Annotated in this window: 17 protein-coding genes and 3 tRNA genes; 1 reads left to right on the top strand and 19 read right to left on the bottom strand. The window is 48.0% G+C overall.

Annotated features, from left to right (window positions below; translation table 11 throughout):
• Nucleotides 1-210: 210 nt before the first annotated feature.
• Together NSQ22_RS08625 and NSQ22_RS08620 are read right to left on the bottom strand one after the other, a co-directional pair.
• On the bottom strand, nt 211-954 hold the full coding sequence (locus NSQ22_RS08625) for an NAD-dependent protein deacylase (RefSeq protein WP_029760802.1): 744 nt from the start codon (nt 952-954) through the stop codon (nt 211-213).
• 20 nt (nt 955-974) lie between these two features.
• The gene (locus NSQ22_RS08620; RefSeq protein WP_008879206.1) at nt 975-1535 is read right to left on the bottom strand and encodes a hypothetical protein; all 561 of its coding nucleotides are present in this window, start codon (nt 1533-1535) and stop codon (nt 975-977) included.
• 84 nt (nt 1536-1619) lie between these two features.
• Between NSQ22_RS08620 and NSQ22_RS08615 the strand changes: the two genes are divergently transcribed.
• On the top strand, nt 1620-2210 hold the full coding sequence (locus NSQ22_RS08615) for a TetR/AcrR family transcriptional regulator (protein WP_011887360.1): 591 nt from the start codon (nt 1620-1622) through the stop codon (nt 2208-2210).
• Nucleotides 2211-2376: 166 nt separating this feature from the next.
• Here the strand turns inward: NSQ22_RS08615 and NSQ22_RS08610 are convergent, their stop codons facing one another.
• The 17 genes from NSQ22_RS08610 to NSQ22_RS08530 form a co-directional block, all read right to left on the bottom strand.
• A complete protein-coding gene (locus NSQ22_RS08610; protein WP_011887359.1) occupies nt 2377-3591 on the bottom strand; it encodes an MFS transporter in 1215 nt (404 codons plus the stop codon).
• 35 nt (nt 3592-3626) lie between these two features.
• Nucleotides 3627-4376 (bottom strand): oxygen-insensitive NADPH nitroreductase, encoded by a 750-nt coding sequence (gene nfsA / locus NSQ22_RS08605; protein ID WP_008879209.1) that lies wholly within the window; start codon nt 4374-4376, stop codon nt 3627-3629.
• Nucleotides 4377-4576: 200 nt separating this feature from the next.
• Nucleotides 4577-5407 (bottom strand): pirin family protein, encoded by an 831-nt coding sequence (locus tag NSQ22_RS08600; protein WP_011887358.1) that lies wholly within the window; start codon nt 5405-5407, stop codon nt 4577-4579.
• 200 nt (nt 5408-5607) lie between these two features.
• Nucleotides 5608-5700, bottom strand: a tRNA-Ser gene (locus NSQ22_RS08595).
• Nucleotides 5701-5709: 9 nt separating this feature from the next.
• A tRNA-Ala gene (locus NSQ22_RS08590) sits at nt 5710-5782 on the bottom strand.
• A gap of 11 nt (nt 5783-5793) precedes the next feature.
• Nucleotides 5794-5867: transfer RNA gene (locus NSQ22_RS08585), tRNA-Pro, on the bottom strand.
• A 646-nt stretch (nt 5868-6513) separates the two neighbouring features.
• Nucleotides 6514-7494 (bottom strand): ABC transporter permease, encoded by a 981-nt coding sequence (locus tag NSQ22_RS08580; protein ID WP_100660414.1) that lies wholly within the window; start codon nt 7492-7494, stop codon nt 6514-6516.
• Nucleotides 7487-8401: an ABC transporter ATP-binding protein gene (locus NSQ22_RS08575; RefSeq protein ID WP_008879212.1), complete on the bottom strand. Its 915-nt coding sequence runs from the start codon at nt 8399-8401 to the stop codon at nt 7487-7489. Before NSQ22_RS08575 ends, NSQ22_RS08580 begins: the two co-directional genes overlap by 8 nt.
• Nucleotides 8398-9195: an SGNH/GDSL hydrolase family protein gene (locus NSQ22_RS08570; protein WP_011887356.1), complete on the bottom strand. Its 798-nt coding sequence runs from the start codon at nt 9193-9195 to the stop codon at nt 8398-8400. The genes NSQ22_RS08575 and NSQ22_RS08570 overlap by 4 nt, the downstream gene beginning before the upstream one ends.
• A 10-nt stretch (nt 9196-9205) precedes the next feature.
• Nucleotides 9206-9523 (bottom strand): transporter suffix domain-containing protein, encoded by a 318-nt coding sequence (locus NSQ22_RS08565; protein ID WP_011887355.1) that lies wholly within the window; start codon nt 9521-9523, stop codon nt 9206-9208.
• Nucleotides 9524-9834: 311 nt separating this feature from the next.
• Nucleotides 9835-10791, bottom strand: a complete 957-nt coding sequence (locus NSQ22_RS08560; RefSeq protein WP_008879215.1) for an MBL fold metallo-hydrolase — start codon at nt 10789-10791, stop codon at nt 9835-9837.
• A gap of 152 nt (nt 10792-10943) precedes the next feature.
• Entirely contained in the window at nt 10944-11495 is a 552-nt protein-coding gene (gene hxlB, locus NSQ22_RS08555) for a 6-phospho-3-hexuloisomerase (RefSeq protein ID WP_081133266.1), read from the bottom strand.
• The gene (hxlA, locus tag NSQ22_RS08550; RefSeq protein ID WP_171355377.1) at nt 11479-12126 is read right to left on the bottom strand and encodes a 3-hexulose-6-phosphate synthase; all 648 of its coding nucleotides are present in this window, start codon (nt 12124-12126) and stop codon (nt 11479-11481) included. Before hxlA ends, hxlB begins: the two co-directional genes overlap by 17 nt.
• A gap of 26 nt (nt 12127-12152) precedes the next feature.
• Nucleotides 12153-13166, bottom strand: coding sequence for a substrate-binding domain-containing protein (locus NSQ22_RS08545; protein WP_008879218.1), 1014 nt, complete (start codon nt 13164-13166; stop codon nt 12153-12155).
• 84 nt (nt 13167-13250) lie between these two features.
• Nucleotides 13251-13913, bottom strand: coding sequence for a bifunctional 4-hydroxy-2-oxoglutarate aldolase/2-dehydro-3-deoxy-phosphogluconate aldolase (locus NSQ22_RS08540; protein ID WP_339264511.1), 663 nt, complete (start codon nt 13911-13913; stop codon nt 13251-13253).
• Between the two features lie 128 nt (nt 13914-14041).
• The gene (locus NSQ22_RS08535) at nt 14042-15346 is read right to left on the bottom strand and encodes an MFS transporter (protein ID WP_100660410.1); all 1305 of its coding nucleotides are present in this window, start codon (nt 15344-15346) and stop codon (nt 14042-14044) included.
• A complete protein-coding gene (locus NSQ22_RS08530) occupies nt 15343-16293 on the bottom strand; it encodes a sugar kinase (RefSeq protein ID WP_081157128.1) in 951 nt (316 codons plus the stop codon). The genes NSQ22_RS08535 and NSQ22_RS08530 overlap by 4 nt, the downstream gene beginning before the upstream one ends.
• Nucleotides 16294-16304: the final 11 nt, after the last annotated feature.

The following is a 16304-nucleotide window of genomic DNA, read 5'->3' as shown; positions in this document are numbered from 1 at the left end:
ATGTTCAGCCGTTTGAACGATATGGCCCAACACCGCGTTCCATACTGATTTACTGGCAAGGTAACCGACCGCCTTTTCCATATCAGCGACGATACAAGCGTCTTTGGGGACGTTGGCTGGCAGTATTCCATCGCCCCAAGACCGATTGTAGCTTCTCCATGATCGTCCTTTCCTTTTCCAATCATTTCTGTTTTCAGCTCTACTCCTTATTTATTTTTGCTCGAGTCGCTCTCGTACAGCGGCAACCGTTTCACCGATTCCACCATAAATGATAAGATCAAACATTCCGTCCATCCTTGTCGCCGTTTTGTTAATTAACACTTTCCGTGTTGCCGGAGATTCAGCAGCAACGTAAAACGGAATTTGATTCACAGGCGCCACCTCTAAACTCGTCCCCATAGCCAACAACAAGTCGCTCTCCGCCGCCCTAGCAAACGCTTCTTCGATATGGGGAACGAGTCCGCCAAACAAAACAACATCCGGTTTCAAAATCGTCCCACACTCACCGCAGCACGGCACATCGGTGCGGTTGACAAACGCCAAGTCATACGTTTTGCCGCACGATGGGCACGTCGCTGTCTGCAACGTACCGTGCAGCTCAATGACGTTCGTGTTTCCTGCTTTTGTGTGCAGCCCATCGATATTTTGCGTCAAAATCACCACTGTTTTCCCAATATCCTCCAGCCAACGAAGAAACCGATGCCCGGCGTTCGGTGCAAAGTCTCCCATCAGTTTCAATGAAAACATCCGCTTGAACCGCCGCCAAAAATCAACCGGATTTTTTTGATAATAATGCTCAGACAAATAATATTCCACACGTTCCTCTTGAGCGTAAATGCCGTTTTCGCTACGGAAATCAGGGATGCCGGACTCCGTGCTCATCCCCGCTCCAGTCAAGACGGCGATCGTGTTAGCCTCTCGAATCCACTGTCCAAACTGTTCGATGGGATTCATGTTGTTTCTCTCCCTTCCTATCAATCGCTTGGTTTTTCTAATGTCGCCTTTGGTTCTTTTCGAGGCCATAATGTATAGCTGAAACTCCATACAAAATCAATCACCAACACCAACGTCCAACGGCCCGCCATCACGAGCAGCTGTTGTGCTTTTGACACATCATCAGCAAACCAAACCATCCCCCACAAAATCGCTTGACCGATCGCCCAAGCCCCTAAATGGCGATACCATCCTTCTCGTTCTTGCTTTGCATGCTCCTTTCCAAAGAGCGGGGCTTTTTTCGGCTTAGGCATTTTCAAAAAAAGGTGAGCAAACTGATTGTCCGCCCATTGAATCATACGACGTCCATACACAACGGACACACTGATATAAACAGCTGCCAACGCATGGGATAACTTCGCTGTCTGGCCGTGTGCTAAGTCTACGACCGACACTACGAGTAAAATAAGATCTGCCAAAATGGTGCATGAAAAAAGACATACACTGATCATTTTCCATTTTAACACATAACGCGTAAACAATCCGGATACGACGAATACCCAAAACAGCACTTCACACGCGACAATCAACCACCCAATCATATCAGCCGCCCCTTTTTAATACAATTGTATCAAAAAAATAGTAACACAATTGTATCAAAAAAACAACTGTGTTACACTAGATACATGCCTAAAATCGTGGATCATGAAAAGCAGAGGGAACGAATCGCAGAAGCGACATGGGCCGTGATCATGCGGGACGGTATCGAAAAAGCAACCGTACGAAATATCGCTAAAGAGGCAGGGATGTCTGCAGGGGCGCTACGCTATTACTTTTCTTCCCAATCGGAGTTGTTAGCCTTTTCGATGAAGCTTGTCTCCGAACGGGTGCGGAAACGGATTGAAGCCATCCCTCGCTCCACTCCGCCTCTTGAAGGAATCAAACGTTGTCTCCTTGAAATTTTGCCGTTAACCGATGAAACGAAAAAAGAAATGGAGGTGTGGCTTGTTTTTACACAAAGGGCGCTTTGGGATTCCGAACTTCAACCGCTGAGCGAGCAAATCTATAACGAGTTGCAAACGGCAATAAAGAGGTTGCTTGAACTGTTACGTAATCTCGGGTTGTTAAGACCCGACGTGTCGATTGAGTTGGAAACAGAGCGCCTATACGCTTTGGTTGACGGTTTGGCCATGCACGGCATCATGCAACCTGACAAGCTATCTCCTTCACAAATGGAAGAAATCATCGAGTATCACTTACGCTCCATCTGCCGCTAAGGCAAATGGAGCGTCCCTACCTTTACTACCTAAAAAACCACCAACAATCAACGGCGACAGGCAAAAGACAGATGATTTTGCCACTTCCTCGTTGATGGAGCACCAAATATTTTGGCCTGCCAACTTTCCACACGATCATCCTTCCTTGTTTTATTGGCGTCTCTCTTCATTTTCTCGTCATGCGCAACGCATCGCTGCTGGCCTTGTGGAGCACCGCTTTTTCCTGCCGTAATGAGAGCACAAAGCATAGAAAAAGCACAACGCTTGCGAGAATATAAGGAAAACGAATATCTACATCAAACAAAACGCCCGCAACAGCTGGACCAATAATATTTCCAAGGCTTGTAAACGCGGAGTTCAAGCCGGCGATATAGCCTTGTTGGGTCTCATCGATTTTAGACATCTGCGTGCTGACCGCCGGACGCAAAATATCAATTGCCAAAAATACTAACACCGTTGCCACTAAAAGCATCGTCCATGTCGAAGCCAACAACGTCAACACGATGAATAAGGCGGATAGTAACAAACAAGCTGAAACGACGCGCTGTTCACCAAAGTGGCCTAACAACCAGCCGAATGTCGTCAACTGAACGAGCGGGCCGCCAATCGAGCCAATTGTAATGATCAAAGCGATTTCTTTCGGTGAGAAGCCAAATCGATGATCGACAAACAAGCTGAAAATCGTTTCAAAATTGGCAAGACCAAACGACAGCGCAAAAATGATCAACAAACTGAAAAAATACGGTTGCCGATGAACTTGGGCAAGCTGCACAAAAAACGGCACGTGATCCTTTTGAACCGTGCCCGTGGAAGCAGATGAATGCGATTCCGGGAGAAACAGCGCCGTAATGACAGCGGCCATCACTCCAACGGCCGCCGCACAATTGAACGGAACGCGGATGCCCCATTCTGCCATGTATCCGCCAATACCTGGGCCAATCATAAATCCCATCGTAATCGCTGCGTTAATATACCCAATGCCTGCCGCCCGTTCTTCATTCGTCGTTATGTCCGCAGCATAAGCCATCACTGCTGGCATGGTGAGGGCGGCGCTTATCCCGCCGATGACCCGCGAAAAAAACATCTCGAAAACATGATCGGCATAGCCAAACTGCCACTCAGAAAAGGCAAACAGCAGCATTCCTGAGACGATCAATTTTTTTCGGCCGACCGCATCTGCCATTCTGCCGGCTACCGGTGAAAAAAGAAATTGTGTTAAAGAGAAAACGGCCACAAGCAGTCCAACCGTTCCTCCTGAGATGCCCAATTGCTCGATAAACGTCGGCATGATCGGGATAATCAAACCGATGCCAATGAAAATCAGCAATAAATTGAACATCAAAATCAGCATGGCTCCGCGCTTCTTAAACAACAGCTGCATGTTTCCCCTCCTTTTTGCTTCCGCCTGAAGAAAGACTACCGCAAATGAAACCCTTTCCCTTCCACAAATTCTTTCATGTACATCCGAACTTGGCGGCTTAGCATGTCAGCCATTTGCCCCGTCCATGTATCAGAGCGGCGGCCATTTGTCCGCTGTTCATAGTAAGCTGACACCGTTTCATTATATCGCTGCAACTGCTCGATGAACCGGCCGCGGTCTTGATCGTATTCATCCTCATGATACACGTGGTCTAACGGTAACCGCGGTTTTTTTCCCGGCTGTTCAGCTGGATAACCGACGGCAAGCCCGAACAGCGGAATGACCCGTTTCGGTATGTTAAGCAGTTCGCATACTTCCGGCAGGTTGTTGCGAAGCCCCCCGATATAGCAAATGCCAAGCCCCATCGACTCAGCAGCAATCGCCGCATTTTGCGCCGCAAGCGCCGTATCGATGAGCGCCACCATAAATTTTTCCGTGCTTTCTAGCGATGGGAGTACGTCTTTTTCTTCCATTTCACCGATCTGTTCGTGGCGGTGAAAATCAGCGCAAAAGACAAAGAAATGGCCGTTATGCTCGACATAGGATTGATTCCCTGCCAGTTCGGCGAGCTTTCGTTTTTTCTCCGGGTCTTTCACCCCAATGATCGAATATGCTTGGATATAACTTGAAGTCGACGCCGATTGAGCGCATTCAACGATCATACGAATTTGTTCATCAGTCAGCGGCCGGTCTTCAAAACGGCGGATCGAACGGTGCTGTAAAATGGTTTCGATGACTTTATTCATGTCCTTGTCCTCCTCATCCAAAAATTCGGTTCATTCTTAAGAGTAGTGATGTCAATCAAATAGGCAATGCAACAAGGTATTTCTCTAATAGATAAACCTTAATGTTTAGAGTTTTCCAAAATCATTGCGGCTAAATCCTTTACTTACAGGGTCACAAAAGAGAAAGAGCCGAAAAGCAACCGGCTCTGTTCTCATATTCACTATTCAAACCGCCCTTCTTGGTAATCACGAATCGCTTCGCGAATTTGCTCGGGCGTATTCATGACAAACGGACCGTAAGCAACGACCGGTTCGTTTACCGGCTCGCCAGCGTAAAGAAGGAGCCGCAGTTTTTCGCGAGCGGTCACTTTTAACTCCGTTTCCTCGCCGCGGCTGTGGCGGCTTAGCAACAACACTTGCCCGGCCTTTCCTTCCGTGTTGCCGGCGCCAAACGTGCCGCTCCCTTCCAAAATATACAAAAAGCCGTTGTAATGGCCCGGCAAATCTTGCACAACCGTTATTCCTGGCTCAACAGTCATTTCGACCATCGTCACTGGAACGATGTTTTTCGTCGGCGCTTGCACCCCTTTTGATGAGCCGGAAAAGACGCGGATCACCGCCCCTTCTTCTTTCCGTATAGGCATATCCTCGGCGCGCAAGTTTTGATAGCGCGGCTCAGTCAGTTTATGCGTGCTCGGTAAGTTGATCCACAGCTGAAGACTATGGACGGTCGAACCGGGTGCAGGATCTTCTTTATGGACGACGCCGCGGCCAGCAGTCATCCATTGTACATCCCCAGGTCCAAGCATGTCGTGACCGGCTTTGTTGTCGAAATGTTCGAGTTCGCCACGAATCACATACGTGACCGTCTCGATGCCACGGTGCGGATGAACATCAAACGCGCCCCGCTGAAAAATGTCCTCCATCAACAACAAAAACGGATCATACTCTTGCCAATTCCCGGGCTCGAGCACTGGGCCGCTCTGGTGAATCGGGCTGTTGACAGTCATTTGCACCGTTTTGATACGGCGAATGTGGCGTTGAACAGCCATATCATCTTCCTCCTCTTTTCCACTCTGGACACAGCCGTGAGAGGAGACAGCCGATCTCCGGCCAACCGCCTCTCTTCCCCTTCATCGTACTCGATCTAGTTAAAACTAGGCAAATTATCTGCTTCCATTTTTGTGGTCATAGAGACTAACAAAAACAAAAAACCCGCCGATAATCGGCAGGTTAGTATTTCTATGTAATATGGCGGAGGAAGAGGGATTCGAACCCCCGCGGGCTGTGACACCCCTAGCGGTTTTCGAAACCGCCCCCTTCAGCCAGACTTGGGTATTCCTCCGCGTTCAAATGGAGCCTATCGGATTTGAACCGATGACCTCCTGCGTGCGGGGCAGGCGCTCTCCCAGCTGAGCTAAGGCCCCGTATAGAGTGATCGGGAAGACAGGATTTGAACCTGCGACCTCACGGACCCGAACCGTGTGCTCTACCAAGCTGAGCTACTTCCCGTCATTTGTTTATTTTCCCTTGCGACAATTCATATTCTATATGAACCTTTTAAGAAAGTCAATAGTTTTTTATATTTTTTTGCGTAAAAAAACGGAAATCCATTGCTTTTCCACTGCCAGCTACATAGTCACTGCTTTTTAGAAAACTATTAACAACGCGGCGATTATGCAGCACCATGGAAAAGGAGGCGATTTTGTGACACTCATTCCGCCGGCGCGGCGCAAACAGGCTTATTTTTCTTAGCTTGCCATCCCCATATTCATTTATGCCCCCACTGATCGTCGTCGTTTTCCCTAGTTCGGCAATTTAAGGCAACATCGTTATATCACGGACTTTTATTTTAATCTTTTGGGAGCTGTTTATAGAAAAGCACACGTATATTATACTCGCTTCTTGGTGATTTTGAAAAGTCAAAAGCGCTGCTTGATGAGCGATGACTCATGCTTTATGTCGCGATCGACATATACGGCTTTTTGGACAGCTACCGCAGTTCAGTGGATTTGAATCAGCTGGATTGACTCGTTGACCGAGCAGATGCGCCGATTGGGGAGGCGCTCCCTTAACAGGGAAACGGATGAGCGATTCCGACGCATGAACACTCATTGAAACACCCGTGGGGAGTCCCCCCACGGGTTTCGTTTGCTTCTCAATACACATCCCGCCGCGTAAAAACAACAAAAGCCACGATGAGAGCGACGAGTCCCCAAACGGCCAACACCGCCATTGAAAAGCCGAGCGTCATTCCTTCCACCGGTGGCGTCGTTCCTTTAATATAGTCGGTGAGACGCAAATTGACCATAAACAAATATTTTGCCGAATGCCATGACGACACCATATTGGACAAAATGGCACCAGAAATTAACGACGCCAACATAATCCCCATTACCGCCGCTGTGCTCCGCAAGAGCACGGAAAGCATAAATGTCAACGTGCCGACAACAATACTGACAAATGTTGCCAAACCAAGCTCCATAAGCACGTATTCCCATTGAGGAATCATATGGACGTTCGTTGTATTGAGATCCTCCCCTTGAGGTACAAATCCGGTCAATAGCGGCAGACGGAAGCCGCCGTACCCGAACACAAGGCCGGAAATAACATATGACAACACCGCAGTCGTTAGCATAATAAACGATACAGACAACAAGAGAGCAATATATTTGCTTAGCAACACTTTCCATCGCTTCACCGGCCGGACGAGCAGCAGTTTGATCGTTCCGGTGCTCGCCTCTGATGACACAAGATCAGCCGCCACCACCATCACTAACAGCGGCAAAAACAAATCGATTGCGTTTTCGATAAAAACGCGCATAAACGTCGGCGCGCCGGGAGCGGACGGGTTAATGTCATGCTCTAAGTAATATTGTTGTTGTTGAAGGCGGATTTGCAAATATTTGCGCCACTCTTCTGACATGCTTGGTGACTGGAGACGGTTTTGCAAGTCGACGATTTGCTGCTGCAGCTGCGTCCGCCAATCAGTCGTGCCAAGCCGCTTCTTCAATTCTTCTGTCTCCCGGTATTGGGCGTATGTAAATAGAGCAACAAGCACCGCAACAATGGCGGCGATCACCCATAACCGCTTTTTGCGGACGATTTTCAGCATTTCATTGTACACAAGCTTAATCAATCGTTTCGCCCCCTGTCAGCTCGATAAACAAATCTTCGAGCGTTGGCAGCCGTGGTTCAATTTGAGCGACCGCCACGCCGGCGCGAATGAGTTTAGTGTTCCAAGCAGCAAGCTTGGCCGGCTCATACGGCGTGACGATGATCTCCTCGTTTGCTCTTAGCACTTCCGTTTCCTCGGCCAACAGCGCCCGCGCTTTGTCAACAGGGTCAGCTTTCCAAACGACACGCGCCTGTTCTTTTAACAGCCGCTCGACCGTATCGACAGCTAAAAGCCGCCCTTTCGCCATAATGGCAACGCGGTCGCACATGAGCTGAATTTCACTTAACAAGTGCGACGATACGAGAACGCTCAGTCCTTCCGTTTCCGCCAAAAAGCGGATGAAGGCTCGCATTTCACGAATGCCGGCCGGATCAAGGCCGTTCGTCGGCTCATCCAAAATGAGCACCTTCGGTTTCCCGAGCAGCGCCTGGGCAATGCCAAGCCGCTGCCGCATGCCGAGCGAATACGTGCTCACCCGGTCATGAATGCGCTGTTCAAGGCCGACGAGCTTCGTCACTTCCATGATCCGCTCCTCACCCACTTCGGGCATCATGCGGGCGAAATGTTCAAGGTTTTCCCAACCTGTTAAATACGGATACATTTCTGGATTTTCGACAATACAGCCGATATGACGGATCGCTTCGGTGAACCGGTGATGAAGATCATACCCGCAAATCGCCACCGTTCCCGACGTCGGACGAATAAGTCCGACAAGCATGCGGATTGTCGTCGTTTTGCCTGCGCCGTTCGGTCCTAAAAATCCGAACACTTCCCCTTCGCGCAATTCAAACGAAATCCCTTTAATAATTTCTTTGCCACGAATCGTTTTCCGCAGCTCTTTAACTGCTAACGTTACCTGTTTCGTCACTGGCGATCCTCCTCCGTCAACGTAATGAGCGAGGCAACGCGCTCCCCGATCCGCTTGTACCCTTCCTTATTCGGATGGAAATGATCGCTATACAAATAGTCGTTGACATGCAAGGCAAATAAGTCAAACGTCGGCACAGCGACGATATTCGGATAGTGGGCCGCCACTTCGGCTGATGCAAAATTCCAATCGCGAACAATGGCCGACGTTCGTTTGGCATCATCTAAATCGCTAAACGGATTGTACAGGCCGATCGCAAAAATGACCGCTTCGCTGTTCAAGCGGCGAAGCAAGGCAAAAATGCGGTCAAGGTTCGCAATATACTGCCGTTTCGCCTCATCGAGCTCTTTCACATTCCACTCAAGCGCCTCTCCCCCCTGAAACAAATCGTTGCCGCCGATCGTCATCACAATCAGATCGGCCATGGCGATTTGCCGCTGAATCTCAGACTGGCCAAGCTGACGGAGCAGTCCGTCGGAGCGCAAGCCGCGGATCGCCAAATTGGTGACGCGAATCGGTTCATCTGTCTGTTGGCGAAGCTCATCGACCATATAGCCGATATACCCTTTGCCACTTTCATCGCCCGTTCCCCGCGTCAGCGAGTCGCCTAAGGCGACAATGTCAATCTCCCCATCGCGCTTCTTTGCTTCGTTGGCTGATGGCCGCTTTTGTTCGACCGAGGGTTTGGCAGCCGTAAACAACTGGTCTTGCACCACTAAGGCAAGGCCGCCGAGCCAAAGCAGCGCAGACAGCGCGGCAACCATCATTAAAAGCGATACAATGTTGCGTCGCATGCCAATCACCTCACTTCCGCATTATTCCCTCTTGCGTTTGGTCTCGACTTGTCTCGTCATCATTTGTTTCGTCCAAGCGGCGCTGTTTGATTCGCCAATGTTTCGGATTCCAATACTTTCTCAACTTCGCGGCCGCTTCCTTTCCAACCAACACAGCCCCTATCCAGAACATGATTTCCGCCGCCACAATGGCACCGGTAGCGACCAACGTTTTGCCCGCCGCAGAAAGCGGCAAAAACGGAGCAAGAGGTGGAATGATCCACACAACAAACGACGCAATGATAAGCCCGATGCCAATCCGGTACATGACAGGCCGCCTCTGCTTCATCCTTTCGTGCCCCTCCATTCCATTTATGGTCGACCACTTATTTTCACCCTAACATACGTATCACAATTTTATCATAGTTCCGAAAGAAGACTCCCGCTTCAAGCATGTGAAGAGCACATCTTGGCAATCAGCAGAGAGAAGCGGTTGGAATCAGCCAAAACACGTATGAGCATCAATATGTATACCATTTGTTACGGACAGGCTATACGACTGCATAGAGAACCTCCCATACAAAAAACGACGCAAAGCCTTCCATATGTAAACGCCATCCTACAAAAAAGAAGCCTAGCCGAATCAGCTAGGACAAATGATTATCGTTGTTTCCGCCAATAATCGATGATCCCCATCGCACACACTTGTAAATCGAGCTCGATCACCTTGTAAACCGGTGATGAAGCCGGGATGCTGCACTCGTTAAGAAACGCCGTAATGTCGTTATGCAGCAGTTTCGTGACCGCTTTCGCCTGTTCAGCCGCCGGCGCCTCAGGATGACGGGCGATTACTTCTTTTCCGGCCGCAACAAACTTCGGCAGCCAAAAACGAAGCTGGCGGAATGCCTCCTCCGGTTGATCGAGCGCACCAAAATGACCAAAATAGATGCGCGTCGGGTTCAACTTCTCGAGCCGCTCCGCCGACTGTTTCATCGCTTCGGGGTTAAACTGGTTCGGAGAGGTCGACGGCAGGCAAAACGCGAGCCCCGCTTCTTGCAACTGCGGATAAAAAACACCGATCGTATCACCGGTAAACACTCCACCGCTGTATGAATCATAAATGGAAAAATGATGGTTGGCATGCCCGGGCGTATCGTAAAACGTGAGCGTCCGTTCCGCACTCAGCACAAGCGTCTCCCCATCCTCTTTTACGAGCAGCCGCTCTTCCGGAACCGGAACAATCGGATCAAAGAGTGCGTCAAACTGCTCCCCGTATACCGCCTTCGCTCCGGCGATCAGACGCGACGGATCAGCCAAATGCCGCTTTCCTTTCGGATGGACGATGACCGTAGCGTTTGGGCAATGTTCAAGCAACACCCCAACACCGCCGGCATGGTCCAAATGAATATGGGTAACAATGATATAGCGAATATCAGCCGGATCAATATGAAGCGCTTTCAATCCAGCGAGCAAATGCGGCACCGACGGGCTTGGACCCGTTTCAATAATCGCTAAGTTTTCTTCATGAAGCACGTATGTACCGGTGCGCTGCGGCATACGCAAGTCGTATAAATCGATGAGCGACATACGATGCCCAAGACTAATTGGCTGTGTCATTGTTCTCCTCCCCTCACATGTCATATGCAGAATATTCTAACATAAAGATTGATTTCACGCTACTAATGACCCTAACACAAATCAACCAACAATTTCACTTTTCATAAATGAAAAGAGCCCCAAGTCACCTTTTGACTTGGAGCTCCTTTCACTTATTCTAAATTACTATGCCGTTGAAATGCTTTCTGGTGTTCAACTTGTTGATTGTTCGCATATTGCAAGCAGATGGCATCTAAAATCAGGTGCGTACATTGGTCAAATAAGGAACCTAGCGGTTGTTTACTTTGCGTCTCATGACCACGCCGGTATTTGGTGGCCGCCGGAACATGAACGGTAAGAGAAGCGATATTCGCCAAAGCGGACGATAAATCCGTAGTGACGGCAATCACCTCACATCCAAGTTGTTTCGCCTTTTCTGCAATCCACACCGTCTGTTTTGTCACTCCCGAGCCCGAGATAGCAATTAACGTATCTCCGCTTTGCAGTGAAGGAGTGACCGTTTCTCCCACAGCATAGACCGTTGCGCCGAGATGCATCAGCCGCATAGCAAACGCCTTTCCCATGAATCCGGAACGCCCCTCGCCAGCCACAAAAATCCGCTTCGCTTTCGCCAGACGCATCGCTACACACTCAATGCTCATATGGTCAAATTCGGCAAATACTTGTTCTATTTCTGAAAAAATGACTTCAATTGGATGCATCATCGATCCCCCTATTTCGAACCAATTGTCTCAATTCTCTCGCCGCCCGTTCCGGATGCTCCGCCCGCGTGATGGCCGAACCGATAATCACAATCGAGGGGTGAAGCGGTTGAATTTGTTTCATTGTAGCAGCTGAAATTCCTCCAGCAACCGCTAGATTGCAACCAGTTGGGCGATGAAAATGTGCGAAATTGAAGTTTTTGTGCTGCTGTGCAAACTCCTGTTCATCCTTGCTGACATGGATGCAAAAAATCGCTTCCTTATACTGCAATAGTTGCTGCCTCACCGACTCGTTTGTATTTAATAAATCGATCATGACTTTTTTTCCGCGGATGCTAGCCTCCTTCAAACACGCTTCCACCGTCATTAGCGGTGCAACGCCCATGACTGTCATCACGTCCGCCCCCGCCTCGAAACATAGGTTGCATTCATACACAGCGTTATCCATCGTTTTCGTATCCGCGACAATCATTTTGCTAGGGAACGCACGCTTTATCGCTTCAATACTTTTGATGCCAAACTCTTTAATCAGCGAGGTTCCTACTTCAATCCAATCAATATACTTCTCAACTTGTTGAGTGATTTGAATTGCTTGATTGATATCCATTCGATCAAGCGCAAGCTGAATATACATCTTCCACTCTCCATTCATCCTGTAAGTTAGCCATCAGCTTTTTTCGTTCCCGAAGACTCACGAACGATTAACTGACAGAAAAACGTATATAATTGCGCCTCGTCACATTCATTATGAATTTGTTTCCATAACAATTCGGCCGCTTTTTTGCCCATTTCATATGCCGGCTGGGCAATGGTGGTGATCGTTGGAGTTGAAATAGCGGCAAATGGAATATTATCAAAAACAACGACCGCTAAGTCTTCGGGAACGCGGATCCGATTCTGCTTAATAAACGCCATCACTTCAAAGAAGGATAAATCATTTCCTGCTAATAAAGCGGTTGGCTTTTGCGGCAGGGAGAACATCTCCTCTAATCGCGATGTAAGACGATGAATTTCATCAGAAATCATATATTCTGGTCTGATCTCAATTCCATGATCAATTAATGCCTGTTTATAGCCACTCATCCGCTCAATGCGTGGAGAGACGGTTAAAGGTGGGGTTACGATTCCAATGCGTGTATGCCCTTGTTCAATAAGATGAGATACCGCTTCATATGCCGCTCCCTTGTTATTCACTACGATCGTATGGACATTGATCCCATCAACTTTCCGGTCCATAAAGACCACAGGATAGTTTTCCCGTTCCATTTGTTGATAAAGCTCGATATTGCCTCCAGTCGGAACAATGACTAACCCATCTACTTGACGCGCACGCAACACTTCAATATACTTTCTCTCTTTGGCAGGGTCATCATCTGCATTACAGATGATCGCCTGCATATCATGTTCATGACAATAATCTTCAATGGCTCGGCTAAACTCCGTTGACACCCGATGCATAATATTGGCGATAATAATCCCGATCATAGATGTCCGTTTTTGTTTTAAACTTCGGGCAACATAGTTTGGGCGATAACCAAGTTTTTCAATGGCCGCTTTAATCCGTTCCCTCGTTTCATCGCCCATATGTTCATACCGTTGATTTAAAAATTGCGATACTGTGCTTTTCGATACTCCTGCCTCTTTTGCAACATCAGCCAATGTGACCTTTTTCACTTGCCTCATCCTTTGTTATCCATGAATTGGTTTTGTCATCCCTTTTATTTTAGCAAGAATAACAAAGTCTCCCCAAATTCGGAGCTATTTGGCTGCCCTATTGGTTGATGAGCGTTTGGCATTCCTTACATTTTCCACAAATTTGCTAGCTGTCTTTTTTAATTGAATGAATCCTTCATCCGTCATTTCTTTACGCGGATCAAAAAGCGAGTGGCCTAATCCGACCGCAACAGCCCTCGCCGAAATGTAAGATCCGGCATTTTCCAAGTTGATTCCCCCTGTTGCTACGAATGGAATATGTGGAAGCGGACTGGAAACCGCCCGAAAATACATTGGTCCAAGAACATGGGCTGGAAAAATTTTCACCATATCCGCTCCGTTCTCATAGGCCATGACGATTTCTGTTGGTGTCATCGCCCCTGGCATGCATAATCCACCATATCGCTTGACAGTACGGATCATTTCGATATTGACCGTCGGTGAAACGACAAACTGCGCCCCAGAGAGCATAGCCGCTCTAGCTGTCTCGGCATCCAAGACCGTGCCAGCCCCTACCGTTAAATGATCAGGAAACTCCGTACGCAATGTTTCGATCATTTTTAAGGCCCCAGGAGTTTCCATTGTTACCTCCAATATGGTGATTCCTGCCTCTTGTAACACCTCGGCAACCGGCATCATCATATGTGGCTGAATATGGCGAAGGATAGCAATAATCCCAATTTTTTCAATTTCAAAATAAACCGACATACTTTCTCCCCTTTACAACAGCTACAGCCAGCCGACTAGTGAATGCCTGACTGCCGGCTGTAGCGAAAATGAACGTACTCCTCATGATACGTTAACTATGCAAGAACCTGTTATCTATAGTATAATATTTAGTTGCCAATGCTTTTTTGTGCTTGATGGGCAACCCACTCATCAGGCACCTTTTTTTGTTTATTGCCCCCTTTAACAGCAATGATGGTTAACCATGATGCAAGAAGCAATGAAGCTGCCATAAAAATATACGATGCTCCAAATCCGCCAGTAGCTCCGTTTAAATAACCAACAACATACGACCCTGCAAATGACCCAAGCGCTCCCATGCTGTTAATTAACGCCATCGCCCCACCGGCGACATTCCGAGGCAAAATCTCGGGAATGATCGCAAAAAATGGTCCGTACGGTGCATACATAGCCGCTCCTGCAACGACCAACAGGATGAATGAAATCCAAAAATGGTTCGTCCCGATGGCATACGAAGCGTAAAACGCAATGGCACCAATTAATAAAGAGGGCCATACAAATCCTGAACGATTTAATGTTTTATCAGAGAAGTAAGAAGAAACAATCATAAAAATAACCGCAAAGATGTAAGGCACTGATGACAGCCACCCTGTTGTAACAATATCCATATGCGGCGCCGCTTTAATAATGGATGGCAACCACATCACAAACCCATATACTCCAATACTCCACAACGCATATTGCAAACTTAATAGAATGACAATTTTGGACCGAAATGCTTCACGATAATTTTTCACCGGTTTTAATCCTCGTTGCTCCTGTTCTAGCTGCTTCTGCAATTGCTCTTTCTCTTCTCCTGTCAACCATTTGGCCATCTTCGGTTCATCTTCAACCAACTTCCACCAAATAAATGCCCATATGATAGCAGGAACTCCTTCAATAACAAACATCCATCTCCAACCGAATGATTCAATCAAATAGCCTGATACAATGGACATCCATAATACCGTCACTGGGTTGCCAAGAATTAAAAACGTATTTGCCCGAGATCTCTCTTCTTTCGTAAACCAATGGCTTAAAAAGACAAGCATCGCAGGCATGACAGCGCTTTCGACAACCCCTAATAAAAAGCGAATTACCATCAACCAATGAATATTGCTGACTAACCCCGTCGCACTCGCCAGTCCGCCCCAAAGAATTAACGACCAGAAAATCAATTTCTTCGCACTCTTCTTTTCTGCGTAATGGGCGCCTGGTATCTGAAATAAAAAATATCCAAGGAAAAACAGCGACCCTAACAAAGACGAGGTGGCAGCGGAAATGTTTAAGTCTTCGGCCAAACCTCCTGCTGCGCCAAATCCGTAATTCGCCCGATCAAGATAAGCCAAACTATACGTAATAAATACGACCGGAATCAGGCGGTACCACCGCGATTTCGCCAATGTCCCTTTCACGCTAGGCCCTCCTCCCGAATGTTGATAAACTGTTCCAACTGTTGTCGAGTTGGATATCCATCACTGTCCCCTTCTGACTGAACGGCTAACGCCCCGATGGCATTCCCCCGCAAAACCGCTTCGCGTATCGGAAGCCCTTCAAGCAAGCCACTAATGACGCCAACAGCAAAACCATCCCCCGCTCCAACGGTATCGACGACTTTCAAAACCGAAAAACTTGGAACATATCCTTCATCATTGGCGCATTTATAGAAAGCACCTTTGTCCCCAAGCTTAACGACAACGAGCCGCACTCCTTTTTCTAAGTAAAAGTCGGCAATGTCTCTTGGGTCGGCACATCCCGTCAATAGCTCCCCCTCATGCACCCCCGGCAAGAAGCAATCGCTTTCCAACGCCACCTCATTAATCACACGGATCATCTCTTCCCTTGATTTCCATAAAGAAGGACGCAAGTTCGGATCAAACGATATCGTTTTCCCCTCTTTTCGCATGAACGATTGAACATGCTTAGCGAACTCTCTCATTGAATCGGAAATAGCCAATGGAATTCCAGTCATGTGCAAATGCCTCGCTGTCCGAAAATATGCTTCATTGAAATCACCTATATGCATATAGCTGGCCGCAGATCCCTTCCGAAAATATTGCACCTCCGGGTCGCCCTCTGACATTTTCGATTTCAGCTGAAAACCGGTCGGATGCTCCGGATCGATTGCTACTTGTTCAATATTGACTCCCTCACTTTGCAACTGTTCGATAATATAGGCGCCAAAGGCGTCATTCCCAACTTTACTTACCCATCCGCTTTTTAAACCTAATCGGGCAAAACCAATGGCCGTATTCACTTCCGCCCCGGCCAGCGCTTTATGAAAACAACGCACACGGTGCAGCGGCCCTATTTCGGTCGCAATAAACATCACCATCGCTTCTCCGAATGTCACAACATCCATTCGCAGACTCC

Source organism: Geobacillus sp. FSL K6-3411, from assembly GCF_037965715.1.
In the GTDB taxonomy this organism is placed as follows: domain Bacteria; phylum Bacillota; class Bacilli; order Bacillales; family Anoxybacillaceae; genus Geobacillus; species Geobacillus thermodenitrificans.
Note: the sequence above shows the minus strand (reverse complement) of the source record. Positions and strands in the feature narration are given on the sequence as shown.

Bases quoted from the DNA above. Each gene is read 5' to 3' on its own strand.
- NSQ22_RS08610 (WP_011887359.1), bottom strand. From the start codon at position 3,591: ATGCAGCTGTTGTTTAAGAAGCGCGGAGCCATGCTGATTTTGATGTTC.
- hxlA (WP_171355377.1), bottom strand. From the start codon at position 12,126: ATGTATATTCAGCTTGCGCTTGATCGAATGGATATCAATCAAGCAATT.
- NSQ22_RS08530 (WP_081157128.1), bottom strand. From the start codon at position 16,293: ATGGATGTTGTGACATTCGGAGAAGCGATGGTGATGTTTATTGCGACC.
- NSQ22_RS08615 (WP_011887360.1), top strand. From the start codon at position 1,620: ATGCCTAAAATCGTGGATCATGAAAAGCAGAGGGAACGAATCGCAGAA.
- NSQ22_RS08600 (WP_011887358.1), bottom strand. From the start codon at position 5,407: ATGGCTGTTCAACGCCACATTCGCCGTATCAAAACGGTGCAAATGACT.
- NSQ22_RS08620 (WP_008879206.1), bottom strand. From the start codon at position 1,535: ATGATTGGGTGGTTGATTGTCGCGTGTGAAGTGCTGTTTTGGGTATTC.
- NSQ22_RS08540 (WP_339264511.1), bottom strand. From the start codon at position 13,913: ATGTCGGTTTATTTTGAAATTGAAAAAATTGGGATTATTGCTATCCTT.
- hxlB (WP_081133266.1), bottom strand. From the start codon at position 11,495: ATGATGCATCCAATTGAAGTCATTTTTTCAGAAATAGAACAAGTATTT.
- NSQ22_RS08560 (WP_008879215.1), bottom strand. From the start codon at position 10,791: ATGACACAGCCAATTAGTCTTGGGCATCGTATGTCGCTCATCGATTTA.
- NSQ22_RS08625 (WP_029760802.1), bottom strand. From the start codon at position 954: ATGAATCCCATCGAACAGTTTGGACAGTGGATTCGAGAGGCTAACACG.
- nfsA (WP_008879209.1), bottom strand. From the start codon at position 4,376: ATGAATAAAGTCATCGAAACCATTTTACAGCACCGTTCGATCCGCCGT.
- NSQ22_RS08565 (WP_011887355.1), bottom strand. From the start codon at position 9,523: ATGAAGCAGAGGCGGCCTGTCATGTACCGGATTGGCATCGGGCTTATC.
- NSQ22_RS08570 (WP_011887356.1), bottom strand. From the start codon at position 9,195: ATGCGACGCAACATTGTATCGCTTTTAATGATGGTTGCCGCGCTGTCT.